Here is a 12,998-nt window from a genome sequence, read left to right on the forward strand (position 1 = left end):
GTGGCGCCGGAATGGCGGCCTCTAACCCTGGAGGGCACGGTAGTGACGCGGGTGCGTCGGCGGAAGGCGGCGACTTGCAGCGGGGCGACGTCGACTTGCGTCGCCGTGCCGGGGGCGGGAATGTCCTGCTGGGGATGGCCCTAGGAAACCCGCCAGGCCAGCACCGGCCCGCCGTCGTCGATGCGCGCGTGCACGGGCGGCTGGAAGCCGGCAGACAGCAAGGCTGCAAGCACGGGCTTGTAATGATCTGGCACGTCCAGTACATGGCGCTCCGCCTCTTCGCCGAGGAAGGACAGATAGACCGTCTGGCGCGGCAGCAGTGCGGCGAGATGGCTGCGCCAATCGGGGCCCAGGCGAGTCTCGGCCTCGACCGGGTCGCCGGGATAGAAGCGCGCGCCCAGGGCCTGCCAGAAGGGCGAACCACCCTGCGCGTCGCGCCAGCCGGGCAGCTCGCAGATCAGCGTGTCGCCGAAGTCCGCCGATCGCTCGCGCAGCTGCTGCTGGGCCGCGGCGATGCGTTGCGGCAAGTCGGGCGTGGGTTCCAGCTGCGTCAGCTCGGCGGCACCGGTGTGGTCGTTGCCGAGGAGCAGCGTGGTCTGCACGCGGAACAGGTCCAACTCATCGGCGGCATGCACGACGCGGCCGAGCCGGAAGTGATAGCGCGGCAGCTTCAAGCCGATTCTGGGAATGAGCGGGATGTTCATGCGGCCACCTCCGTCTGCAGCGGCGTCACGACGAGGCGCTCGCCGGGTTGGGCGCCCACACGCGCCGCGGTGGCCGCATCGACGTCATGCCCCACCTCGGCCAGCACGGCGCGAAAGCGCGCCCGCTCCGTGCAGGCGACCAGCGCCCAATCACGCGGGCCGCTGGGGCCGTCCTGAACGATGGCATCCCGCGCCAGCCTCACGCTGCGCAGTGACGCCAGCGGCGCCTCCACCGTCGGCCCGCCGTCGAAGATGTCGACATAGGTATCAGCATCAAAGCCCTCGTCCTGCAGCACCGAGAAGGGCAGTTCGCCCACGGGATGCAACTGGCCCAGGGCCCACTGCGCGGCCTCGGGCAGCAGGGCCACATAGATGGGCGAGGGCGGCATCAGGTCGGCGATGCAGGCGCGGCTGCGGCCGCCGATGATGGCCTCGGCCTCGGGGTAGGCCATGCCGAAGAAGCGCCGGCCGACGGCGTCCCAGAAGGGGCTCTGGCCGGCGGCGTCGGTGATGCCGGGGCTCTCGGCCGCGATGCGCTCGGAGAAGCGCGCCGCGTTGTCGCGGATGAAGAGCAGGCGGGCGCGGGACAGCAGTTGGGCGGCGGGGCCCTGCTCGTAGTCGGGCTCGAGATAGAACGACGTCAACAGCGTGGTGCCGGTCAGGTCATGGCAGAGGTGCAGGGTGTGCATGCGCTGAGACACGGCCAGCGCCGTGCTCGCGTGCACGACGAACTCGTTGCGGTAGCTGTAGAAGCGGTCGAAGAAGCCGGCGCTGGCGGCGATGCCCGAGCAACCCACGATGCGGCCGCCGTCCTCCAGCACGAAGAGATAGGTTTCCTCGCCGCTGGCGTCATCGGGGCTGGCGAAGGACTGCAGCGAGGCGCTGATGCGCGCGCGCAGCTTGGCCTCGTCGTTGGGCAGCGAGCTGATGCCGTCGGCGCTGGCCGCGGCCATGCGCAGCAGGTCGGGCAGGTCGGCCGCCGCCACGGGGCGCAGCAGCAGGGTGTTCATGGGCGGTCTCCGGAAGAAGGTTCGGCGCGCCAGGCCTGGGCGCGCTGGCTGCGCTCGTCGCGCGGCGTGCGGCCGAAGTGGGCGCGATAGGCGTTGGAGAAATGCGGGCCCGACGAGAAGCCGCAGGACAGGCCGATCTGCAGGATGGACTGCGAACTCTGCTGCAGCAGCCGCCGTGCGCGCGCCAGGCGCAGCTCCAGGTAGTGGCGCGAGGGCAGGGTGTCGAGGTGCTGCTTGAAGAGGCGCTCCAGCTGGCGGCGCGACACGCCGACCAGCGTGGCGACCTCTTCGGTTGGCAGCGGCTCGCCGAGATTGGCTTCCATCAGCGCCAGCGCCTCGGCCAGCTTGGGGCTGCCGGCGCCGCGCTGCTCGCTGTAGCCGCCGCGCTGGCGTTCGTCGCGCGGGCGCTGACCCGGCAGTCCCAGGGCCTGCAGCAGCTCCTGGCCGAGGCGCTCGCCATGCTGGGCGGTGAGCCAGGCGCAGCACAGGTCCATGCCGGCCGTGCCGGCAGCGCTGAGCCGGTTGCCCGCGGCATTGATGTCCCACAGGCCCTGGGCCCAGGCGACTTGGGGGTGCGCATCGGCCAGGCCGTCCAGCAGCGACCAGTCGGCGCAGGCGCGCTGGCCGTCAAGGAGGCCTGCAGCCGCCAGCCAAGCTGCGCCGGCTGCGAGGCCGCCGAGCACGACGCCATCGGCGGCCCAGCGCTTCAGCAGGGCCACCGTGGCGGCGTCAGAAGTGGAGGGCTCCGCCGCGATGACAAAGACGGCATGCCAATCAGCGGGAGGCGCCGCGCTGCTGGCCTGCACCGCCACGCCGCCTTGTGCGGCGACCCAACCGCCACCCATCGACAGCGCCACGCTGCGATAGCGAGCCTCGTCCTGCAGCTCGTTGGCCGCCTCCAGGCTGTCCACCACGCCGGCCAGCGCGAGCAGCGGGAAACCCGGCTCCAGCAGCAGGCCGATGCGGCGCACGGGTGGTGTCATGGGCTCACTGTACCCAGCCGGTCAGGGCCGGGTAGGCCAGCAGCGCCAGCGCCATGACGAGATAGACGCCCTGCAGCGGCAGCATCCAGCGCACCCACTGGCCGAAGGGCACGCCCGACAGCGCCAGCACGCCGACGGTGATGCCCGAGGTCGGGATGATGGGCGTCGTCAGCTCGCCGAACTGGAAGGCCAGCACGGCGGTCTGGCGGGTGACGCCGACGAGGTCGGCCAGCGGCGCCATGATGGGCATGGTCAGCGCGGCCTGGCCGGTGCCGGAGTGGATGAAGAAGTTGATGACCGACTGGATGGCGAACATCTTCTGCGCCGCCAGCACCGGCGTGCTGGACGCCACCAGCGGCGCCAGCGCGTTCAGCAGCGTGTCGATGATCTGGCCCTCGCGCATCAGGATGACGGTGCCCTTGGCCAGCGCGATGACGAGGGCCGTGCCGACGAGGTCGCGCGCACCGTGCAGGAAGGCCGCCATGAATTCGTCCGCCGACAGCCGCGCGACAGCGCCGACGGCCACGGCCATGACGAGGAAGAGGGCGGCGATCTCCTCGATATACCAGCCGAACCTGACGACGCCGCCGATCATCACGAGCAGCGTGCCGGCGAACAGCCACAGCACCGCGCGATGCCGGCCGCTCATGCCGGTGAAGTTCTCGAAGCTGGTGAGGTTCAGCGTCTTGCGGCGCTCCTGGTCCATCGCATAGCTCGGGCTCAGCGTCGGGTCACGCCTGATGCGCGCCGCCCACCCCATCAGGAAGGCGATGGTGACCGCCGTGGCGATGGCCCAGCACAGCGCGCGATAGCCCAGGCCCGAGAACATCGGCACGCCGGCAATGCCCTGGGCCACGCCGACGTTGAAGGGATTCAGGAAGGCGGTGGCAAAGCCCACCTGCGAGCCGACGAAGGGGATGGCCACGCCGGTCAGCGTGTCCAGCTTCAGGGCCAGCGCCAGCGGGATGAAGATCAGCACGAAGGGGATGGCCTCCTCGGCCATTCCAAAGCTGGCACCGCCCAGCGAGAACAGCGTGACGAAGACCGGGATGACGGCCACGCGCACCAGAGCCGAGCGGCTGTGGGCGCGGGCGACGGACTTGATCAGCGCGTCGATCGCCTCGGTGCGCTGCAGCACTGCGAAGGCGCCGCCGACGATCAGCACGAAGCCGATGATGAGGGCCGCCTCGACAAAGCCCTTGATGGGTGCCGTCAGCAGCGCGGTGAAGCCCTGCGGTTTTGCATCGATGAGATGGAAGCTGCCGGCGACGATCAGCGTCTTGCCATTGACCATCTCGGTCTGGAAGCGCCCGCCGGGCACGACCCAGGTGGCGGCCGCGATCAGCGCCAGCAGCGCGAACAGCAGCACATAGGTGTTGGGCAGGCGCAGCTTCATGGCGACAGCAGCTTGCCGCTGCGATAGGGCGTGGCGCCGGCGATCTTGGCCAGGCGCATGCCGCGGGTGGCGAAGCGGCGCGCGCTGCGGGCGAAGCAGCGGCCAGTCGTGCGGGCGTGCAGCGGCGTGCGCGTGTCGGTCAGCGGGTCGATGAGTTCAGCGACCAACTCGCCCGCCTCGACCCAGTCGCCCGGGGCCTTGTTGAACACGACGATGCCGCTCGCGGGTGCGGTGATGGGCTCAACGCCCTCCAGCGGCGAAGGCTCGCATCCCGGCGGCGCGGGCGGTGCGAGGCCGTCGACATGGCCGAGGTGGCGCAGGTAAGCGAGCAGCGCGTCGGCATCATGCTCGGCCAGCTCGTGCGTGACCTCGGTCTCGCCGCGCAGCTCGACGGTCGCGGCCAGGCAGGCATTGCGGTCTATAGAGAAGCGGCCGTCGAAATGCGCGGCCAGCTCCCACCAGATGCGCGAGATGGATTCGTCAAACGGGTCGTCGCCCGACACGGCGCTGAACAGCAGGGCCTGGGCGCCGAGATAGCCGGCCAGCGGCCGCAGCGCCTCGGTCTGCGGCGTGCCGGTGTAGACATGCATGACGGCCTGGTTGTCGCAGTGCAGGTCCAGCACCAGGTCGGCGTCGATCGCCAGCGTCTGCAGCAGGCGCTTCAGCGCTTCGGCTTCGCTCAGGGGCTGCCAGGCCTGCAGCAACTGCAGGCAGGCGGCGCGAATGACGCGCGTGTTGGCCGCAGCGTCAGCGCCGAGTTGGGGCTCGACAAGCGGGACCAACGCCGCCGTCAGATGCTTGAACTGGCGGTTGAAGTTGACGCCGGTGCCGAGGTCGAAGCGGCCGAAGGACGAGCCCTGCACGTCCTGGGCAAGGCCGATGGGGTTAGCCATGGGCACGAGGACGATTTCGCCGGCGATGGCGCCGGCCGCGTCAAGGGCCGACAGCCGCTCGATGAGGGCCTGTCCGACCAGCATGGGCGGCACTTCGTCGGCATGCAGGGAGGCCTGGACATAGGCCTTGCGCCCCGACTCGCCGCGGCCGAAGTGGATGCTGCGGACATGGCGCTGCGTGCCGGCGCTGGCGGCCGGCAATGTGTGGTGGACGCTGCGCATGTCAGTTCGGAGCCAGGGGCGTAAAGAGCGGCGTGGACATGCGCACCGGGATGACGTCCAGCCTGGCCTTCAGCACCGTGTAGTCCTCGCCGCCGAGGGCGCCGCTGAACCAGCCGACCAGGCCCGGTCCCTTGTAGAGGCGGAATTCGAAACCCGTCTCCGGCGACAGGTCGCCCGGTCGCGGCTTCACGCGGTAGGCCAGGCCGCGCACCTCGGGTGCCCGGCCATCCAGCAGCTGGGCCATGGCCGTGACGATGGTGTTGTCCGCCAGGATGTCGAGGAAGTAGTTGTCGTTCTGCAGATAGGGCTTGTAGTCGCTGGCGGCCGGGTCGATCTTGGGCTCGCGCAGCTTGTGGGCGGCGGGCGTCGTGACGCCGGTCCTGAGGTTGTGCTTGTCGCCGCGGTCCAGGTAGCTGATGAGGGCGCCGCGCAGATTGAAGGCGGGCAGCTTGGCGTCGGCGCTGGCCTCTGACAGGTCCACCAGCAGGGCGCCGCGCGCGCCGACGATCTCGACCTCGCTGCCCTTGACGACGGCGGCGGTGTTCTCCTCCACGCCCAGGCCCTGGGTGTAGCCGAAGGCGCGCATGGCCGGCAGCATGCGGCCGATGCGGCCGCGCTTGAGGAAGTGCTGGTCGACGAACAGGTCGTGGCCGACGAAGCCCAGGCCGCGGTCGTACTCGCGGCCCTCGCGCCACTGGCCCTTCAGGATCTGCATATTGTCCTGAGCGTCGCGGAACATCATGCGGCTCATGATGGCCGCGCCGGCGCTGGTGCCGGCCACCACGCCGCCGCCGTCGAAGACCTGCCAGATGGCCTTCAGCATGGCCGTCGGCTCGCCCTTGGGCTGCAGGGTGTCGACGATGAACTCCTGGGCGCCGCCCGAGAAGAACACGGCCTTGGCCGCGGCGACCTTGGCGATGAGCTTGGGGTCGTTGAGATTGGCGGCGAGGTCGACGTCCTTCAGGCGGGGGGCGACGGGAATGGCCTCGGCATTGGCGCCATGGCGGTTCAGCGCTGCCACGATGAGGCCGGCGCTGCGCTCGGGGTTGGCCGCGGCCGTGGCGAACACGGCGATGGGCGCGCCGGCGCCGCCTGCCTCTTCGACGATGCGGGCCCAGACGGCCTCGTTGTCGTTCTTCAAGGCGCCACCGATGACGATGGCCGTGCCGGCGTGGGCGGTGGTGGCGCACCACAGTGCTGCCAGGGTGAGGCGGGTCAGGAATCTCATGCCTCGATCTTGGCAGTGCTGGTGGGGCCGGGCCAGCGGGTTAGGCCGGACCTGCGCTGCGGACGCAATTGCATGTCGCATCAACGCAAGCCCTGTTGCGGCCTCGCCCGGCGCGCTTGCCGAGAAGCGACGCGCATTTGCGTGCAAGCGACCGCCGCGACCAAACCCCATAGGCAAGTCCCGACCCGCCTCCCTAACCTGAATGGCATCCGCTCCCACCCATTCACAACGAGGCCTACATGACCCGCTCCTTCACCCGGCATCCGCTGGCGCATGCCGCTCTGATGCTCTGCGCCGTGGCGCTTTCCGCGCAAGCCCAGGAACAAAAGCTCGAACGCGTCGAGATCACCGGCTCCAGCATCAAGCGCATCGACGGCGAGGCCGCGCTGCCGGTGGACATCATCAAGCGCAGCGACATCGACAAGGCCGGCGTGACGACGGCGGCCGAGCTGCTGCAGAAGATCACCTCCAACGTCGGTGGCCTGACCGACGGCGCCAGCATCTCCGACCAGTCCGGCGCCCAGCGCGGCTTCAACGGCGCCAACCTGCGCGGCCTGGGCGTGTCCAGCACGCTGGTGCTGCTCAATGGCCGCCGCCTGGCCAACTTCGCCTCACCCGGCGACAACGCCGGCGTGGACCTGAACAACATCCCGGCCGGCGCCATCCAGCGCGTGGAGGTGCTGAAGGACGGCGCCTCCGCCATCTACGGCACCGACGCCATGGGCGGCGTCATCAACTTCATCACCCGCAAGGACTATGTGGGTGCCGACGTGACGGCCTACGCCCTGCGCACCCAGGAGGGCGGCGCCGGCAAGACGACCTTCAGCGCCTCGGGCGGCTTCGGCGACCTGAGCAAGGACCGCTTCAATGTCTTCGCCGCGCTGGACGTGCAGAAGCTCGACGCGCTGGACGCCAGCCAGCGCAGCTTCATCCAGGAATACAGCCTGCCCACCCGCCTGCCGCCGCAGACCTCCAGCAACAGCTTCCCGGCCAACGTCGACCTGAGCTCGGCCCAGCTGTCCGCGCTGAACGCCTTCGTGCTGGCCAACCCGAGCACGGCGCTCAAGGGCTCCAACGCCAACGGCACCTGGAACCCGGGCGGCGTCAACTCCGGCTCGCGCCGCGTGAACTTCGGCAAGTCCTCCTGCACTGGCGGCCTCAATCCGAACTCGGTGCAGCCGCTGGGCCTGGGCGGCCGCGAGGGCTGCTCCTACGACTACGTGGCCGGCTCGGAGATCTACCCCAAGTCCGACAAGGCCAGCGTCATCGGCCGCGCCACCTTCCAGCTGGCCGAGGACCACCAGCTCTTCGTCGAGGCGCTGTTCGCCAGGACCGACACCGACTACTCGGCCTCGCCGGCCACGGCGCGCTTTCGCACGGCCTCGGGCATCACGCTGCCGGCCTCGCTGCAGGCCGTGACCGGTGTCACCGGCCCGGTGGACTTCCGCTTCCGCCTGGAAGACGCCGGCAAGCGCGTCAGCCGCGTGGAGAGCGAGGCCAGCCGCGTCGTCGCCGGTGCCGTCGGCCGCTTCGGCGAGTGGGACTACGACGCCGCGCTGAACTACAGCGTCAACAAGGCCACCGACACCAACCTGGACGGCTGGGTGTCGCTGACCAAGCTGGAGGCCGGCATCAAGGCAGGCCAGTACAACCCCTTCCAGCGTGCCAACGACCCGGCGGCCGGCCGCGCCTTCATGAACTCCATCCGCATCGACGGCGCCGCGCGCATCGCCGAGGGCAGCAGCACCAGCCTGGATGGCAAGCTGACCCGCGCGCTGGCCTCGCTCGCCGGCGGCGACCTGATGCTGGCCCTGGGCGCCGAGCTGCGCCGCGAGAAGCTGCAGTTCCATGCCACCGATGCGCTCAAGGGCAACGACGTCAACAACGACCGCTCCAGCTCCGGCCCGCTGCTGGCCGATACCGACCATCACCGCGACGTGATGGGCGCCTTCGCCGAGCTGAGCGCGCCCTTCACGAAGCAATGGGAAGGCCAGTTCGCCTTGCGCCATGACCGCTACGACGGCATCTACGACGCGGCCACCAACACCACCTCGCCCAGGCTGAACACCACCAACCCCAAGATCGGCATCAGCTTCCGCCCCGATCGCGCGCTGCTGGCGCGGGCCTCCTACGGCACGGGCTTCCGCGCGCCGACGGTGGCGGAGCTGTTCCGCCCGGTGCGCAACGGCATCACCGCCAGCTTCGTGCGCGACCCGGTCAGCGGCGAAGTGGCGCAGATGGTGGTGGACCGCTACTCCAACGCCAAGCTGCAGCCCGAGAAGTCCAAGCAGGTCAATTTGGGGCTGGTGTTCGAGCCCTCGCGCAGCTGGAACGGCAGCATCGACTACTGGGCCATCCGCAAGACCGACATCATTTCGGAGATCGGCGAGGAGACCATCTTCACCAACCCGGTCTACTACAACGACCCGACCATCGTGAAGCGCTTCTCCGACGGCTTCGTCGACACGGTCACCGTGAAGAAGGAGAACCGGGGCAAGCTCAACACCGCGGGCCTGGACGTGTCGCTGGCCTGGCGTGGCGAGAACACCGCCTTCGGCCGCTTCGGCGCCAGCGTGGCGGGCACGCTGATCACGGAGTACAAGTTCAACACCGATCCGCGCTCGCCCATGGTCAGCGGCCTGGCGCGCTTCCGCGACGACAAGGCCGTGCAGCGCTGGCGCCACAAGCTGAGCGTGGACTGGGACCTGGGCGCCTTCGGCCTGACAGTGGCCAACAACTACCTGTCCGGCTACCGCGACCAGAACACCCCTGGCCTGGCCGCGCCCGAGTGGAACGACCGCGACGTCAAGCCCTACTCGCTGTGGGACCTGACCGCCAGCTATCGGCTGACGCCGGAGCTGCGCCTGCGCGGCGGCGTGTTGAACGTGGCCGACACCGCGCCGCCCTTCACCAACCAGTCGCGCTATTTCCAGGTGACCTGGGACCCGACCTATGGCGACCCGCGCGGCCGCAGCTACTTCCTCAGCCTGAGCTGGCAGCTGCGCTGATCAGGAGGGCAGGTTGCCGCGCCCGAAGCGGGTGCGGCAGACCTGGTTGCCGCCTATCGTCTCGAAGTCGCTGGCCAGCATGATCAGCTGTTTGCCATCGGCCGAAGGCAGCAGCGGCGACGAGTAGTTCTGGCACCAGTTGGTGCCGCTGGGTGGGTTGAGCGGCTTGACCGGCGCGGCCATGGCCGTCCAGTTGCCGCTGCCGTCGGCGCTGGAGCTGATGAAGATGGTGGCGCCATTGCCGGCCGCGTCCACGGCGCCCGCGCTGGTGTTGAGGATCTGGCCAACCAGCGCGATGCGCTTTTGCGTGGGCAGCCCGACATGCGTGGGCGCATGGCGGAACCATTGCCCGTCGGCCGTCTTGGGTTCGAAGCCCTTGTCGGCCGCCGAGCCCCAGTCCAGGCCGTCGGCGGAGCGCTTCAGGTAGACGCGGCAGTCCAGGCCGGCCGTGCTGCAGAACTCATAGCTCAGCAGCCAGCTGCCATCGCTCAGGCGGCTGGTGACGGCCATGCCGGGCCTGTCGCTGGACTTGACGGCGGCGACCAGCAGGCGTGGCGCGGTCCAGTTGACGCCGTCGGCCGTGTTCATGATCTTCAGCACCTGGGAGGCGCCGTCGTCGGTCTCGTCCGAATACATGCAGGCGAGCTGGCCGTCCTTGGTGACGAGGAACTCGGGCTCCCAGATGCCGGTGCCGTCGCCGCCGCGCGGCTTGCGGCCGATGCCGCAGTTCGCATTCAGCGAGGTCCAGGTCTTGCCTGCATCCGTGCTGCGGTAGATGGGGTGCCTCATGGGCTGGCCCGGGGTGTCCTGGCCGATGGAGGCCGACCACAGCAGGGTGCCCCTGGCCAGCGTGCCGACGGTGGCGGGCAGCTCGTAGACCGAGCCACAGCACAGGCCCTTTTGCCAGGCGGCGTCGCTGACCGCGCCTTGGGACGCGAACGTCAGGCCGTCGTCGCGGCTGATGAAGATGCGGCCCTGGCCCTTGTCGCCGTCAAAGCCGATGGCGCTGGCGATCAGGGCGCCGTTCAGCGAGGTGTCGGCCTGGTGGGCCAGGCGGATCAGGCGCGGGTAGAACACCGAGGCGTCGCTGAGCAGAGTGCCGGTGCGGGTGGGCGGCGGGGGAGGGGGCTCGCTGGGCGGCGGCGTGGATGACGAGCCGCCGCCACCGCCGCAGCTGGCGCAGGCGCCGATGAGCAGCAGGGCCGGCAGCAGCGTGGCCGTGAGGGCGAGTTTTTGCCAGAGCTTCATGAGGAGGGACATTGTTGCGCTCCAGTGGTGCAGGGATGAGTTCGCCCCACCGCGGCGCAGCGGGCGCTGCGGCGGGCATGAAGTGAAGGGGAGGAGGGCTCTTAGGTTTCGCCCGAGGGCCTGCGCTGGGGCACGCCGCTGGCAATGGCCGGCCCGAGCTCGGGCTTGCCGTCGGCCGTCCAGCCAAAGCGTTGGATGCGCATGGTGCGGCCGCTGGCGTCGCCGGCGTCCTGGTCCTTGGCGTGATAGACCAGCCAGTCTTCCTTGCCGTCCGGCGAGCGCGTGAAGCTGTTGTGGCCGGGCGCGAAGACCTTGTCGGTCGGGCCGAACAAAGGTTGGGGCGACTTGGTCCAGCTCCTGGGGTCGAGCGGGTCCTTGCCGGTCAGCTCCAGCAGGCCGAGGTAGTAGACGGCGGCGGTGTGGCCAGCCGAGTAGACGACGAAGTCGCGGCCGTTCCGCTGTAGCGCCTGCGGCGCCTCGATCCAGAACGCATCGGTCTGCTTCTGCCAGCGGCCATCGCGCTTGTGCCAGCCGCGCTCCCAGTCGTGCTCGCCGCGCACGATGCGCACGCCGGGGCCTGTCGCGCGCGTCGGGCCGCTCATGGGCGCGATCCACAGGCCGTCGTCGGCATACATCCAGAACAGGCGCCCATCCTTCAGGCGCAGCACCGAGCCGTCGATCGAGTAGCGCTCGTGCGCCATGTGGACGCGGCCGCGGTCCGTGAACGGCCCCATCGGGTGCTCGGCCTCCAGCACGTAATGGCGGTGGTTGGCGTCGATGCCGTCGGCGGCCGTGAAGTAGAGGTACCAGCGGCCATCCAGCGGATGCAGCTCCGGCGCCCAGATCATGCTGCTGCGCGGGTTGGATGGGCCGGGGGGCTCGGGCGTCCAGACCTTGCGGCGCTCGGCCTGGCGCCAGTCGCTCAACTTGTCCGAGCTGTAGACCCACAGCCCGCCCTCGGGGTCGAAGGTGGCGGTCAGGTAGTAGCGGCCGGCATGCCAGACGACCCAGGGGTCGCCGGCCTCGACGCCCGGCAGCACGGGGTTGGTGAAGGTGGCGTCAGCTTGCGGCGCGGTCATCGCGGCTCCTGGCAGGCCCAGGCCCGCAGCCAGGCTCAGCAGGCCCCGGCGGCGCAGCGGCAAGCTGGGCTTGTCGTCGTTGTTCATCGGTGTTGTCTCCTCTCTCGGTGGCCTGTCGGCCCCGAGCCGGCGCGATGCTAGTCGTTCTTCTTGTTTATAACAAGTAAATTGGTTAATAATGATCTGAACAAGATCTGGAGACCCCATGCGAGTGCTTGTGACCGGCGGCGCCGGCTACATCGGCAGTATCACGACGCTGCAATTGCTGCAGGCCGGCCATGACGTGCTGGTGCTGGACAACTTCAGCAATGCCAAGCCGGCGGCGCTGGAGCGCATCGCCCAGCTGGCGGGCCGGCGGCCCGTCTTCCGCGAGGGCGATGTGCGCGATGGCGAACTGCTGCGCCGGCTGATGTGGGAGCAGGGCATCGAGGCCGTCATGCATTTCGCCGGGCTGAAGGCGGTTGGCGAATCGGTGCGCAAGCCACTCGAATATTTCGACAACAACGTGCAGGGCTCGCTGAGCCTGCTGGCCGCCATGCGCGCGACCGGCGTGCGCACCCTGGTGTTCAGCTCCTCGGCCACCGTCTACGGCCTGGCCGAGACCATGCCGCTGCGCGAGGACGCGCCGACCGGCACGGCCAACCCCTACGGCCGCAGCAAGCTGATGGTCGAGGAGATCCTGCAGGACCTGGCCGCAGCCGACCCGGCCTGGTCGCTGTGCGCGCTGCGCTACTTCAATCCGGTGGGCGCCCATCCCAGCGGCCTGCTGGGCGAAGACCCGCAAGGCATCCCGAACAACCTGATGCCCTTCATCGCCCAGGTCGCCGTTGGCCGCCGCGCGGCCCTGCAGGTGTTTGGCAATGACTACGCCACGCCCGACGGCACCGGCGTGCGCGACTACATCCATGTGCAGGACCTGGCCGCCGGCCATCTCGCGGCGTTGGCCCATGTGCATGGCAAGCCAGGCTGGCATGTCTTCAACCTCGGCACGGGCCGCGGCAACTCGGTGCTGGAGGTGCTGCGGGCCTACGAGGCAGCCTGCGGCAAGACGCTGGCCCACGAGTTCGTGCCGCGCCGTGGTGGCGATGTGGCGCAGAGCTGGGCCGACCCGGCGCGGGCCGAATCACAGCTGGACTGGCGCGCCGAGCTGAGCCTGGAGCAGATGTGCGCCGACAGCTGGCGCTGGCAGTCGCAGAACCCGAACGGCTACGACGTCGCGGCCTGAGA

General features: G+C 69.7%; 10 protein-coding genes. 2 read left to right on the top strand and 8 right to left on the bottom strand.

Annotation, left to right across the window (positions count from 1 at the left end):
* Positions 1–140: 140 nt before the first annotated feature.
* Genes AC07OY_RS00415 through AC07OY_RS00440 form a run of 6 tightly spaced genes read right to left on the bottom strand, consistent with a single transcriptional unit; the run spans position 141 to position 6,436 of the window.
* Entirely contained in the window at positions 141–704 is a 564-nt protein-coding gene (locus AC07OY_RS00415; RefSeq protein ID WP_495040547.1) for an arginine N-succinyltransferase, read from the bottom strand.
* Positions 701–1,714 (bottom strand): arginine N-succinyltransferase, encoded by a 1,014-nt coding sequence (locus AC07OY_RS00420; protein ID WP_495040548.1) that lies wholly within the window; start codon positions 1,712–1,714, stop codon positions 701–703. The genes AC07OY_RS00415 and AC07OY_RS00420 overlap by 4 nt, the downstream gene beginning before the upstream one ends.
* Entirely contained in the window at positions 1,711–2,697 is a 987-nt protein-coding gene (locus AC07OY_RS00425; RefSeq protein ID WP_495040549.1) for a GlxA family transcriptional regulator, read from the bottom strand. Before AC07OY_RS00425 ends, AC07OY_RS00420 begins: the two co-directional genes overlap by 4 nt.
* A gap of 4 nt (positions 2,698–2,701) precedes the next feature.
* On the bottom strand, positions 2,702–4,093 hold the full coding sequence (locus AC07OY_RS00430; protein ID WP_495040550.1) for a YfcC family protein: 1,392 nt from the start codon (positions 4,091–4,093) through the stop codon (positions 2,702–2,704).
* Positions 4,090–5,208 (bottom strand): succinylglutamate desuccinylase/aspartoacylase family protein, encoded by a 1,119-nt coding sequence (locus AC07OY_RS00435; protein WP_495040551.1) that lies wholly within the window; start codon positions 5,206–5,208, stop codon positions 4,090–4,092. Before AC07OY_RS00435 ends, AC07OY_RS00430 begins: the two co-directional genes overlap by 4 nt.
* A gap of 1 nt (position 5,209) precedes the next feature.
* Positions 5,210–6,436 (bottom strand): cyanophycinase, encoded by a 1,227-nt coding sequence (locus AC07OY_RS00440; RefSeq protein ID WP_495040552.1) that lies wholly within the window; start codon positions 6,434–6,436, stop codon positions 5,210–5,212.
* A gap of 239 nt (positions 6,437–6,675) precedes the next feature.
* On the opposite strand from AC07OY_RS00440, the gene AC07OY_RS00445 reads away from it, so the two are divergent.
* Entirely contained in the window at positions 6,676–9,444 is a 2,769-nt protein-coding gene (locus AC07OY_RS00445) for a TonB-dependent receptor (protein ID WP_495040553.1), read from the top strand.
* Here the strand turns inward: AC07OY_RS00445 and AC07OY_RS00450 are convergent, their stop codons facing one another.
* Complete coding sequence (locus tag AC07OY_RS00450; RefSeq protein WP_495040554.1) at positions 9,445–10,692, bottom strand: sialidase family protein; 1,248 nt, start codon at positions 10,690–10,692, stop codon at positions 9,445–9,447.
* A gap of 101 nt (positions 10,693–10,793) precedes the next feature.
* Positions 10,794–11,858 carry a glycoside hydrolase family 43 protein gene (locus AC07OY_RS00455; RefSeq protein ID WP_495040555.1) on the bottom strand — a complete coding sequence of 355 codons (1,065 nt, stop codon included), beginning with the start codon at positions 11,856–11,858 and terminating at the stop codon, positions 10,794–10,796.
* Positions 11,859–11,976: 118 nt separating this feature from the next.
* Between AC07OY_RS00455 and galE the strand changes: the two genes are divergently transcribed.
* Positions 11,977–12,996, top strand: coding sequence for a UDP-glucose 4-epimerase GalE (galE, locus tag AC07OY_RS00460; protein WP_495040556.1), 1,020 nt, complete (start codon positions 11,977–11,979; stop codon positions 12,994–12,996).
* Positions 12,997–12,998 lie beyond the last annotated feature (2 nt).

The organism is Roseateles sp. GW821-FHT09H10 (genome assembly GCF_059415865.1).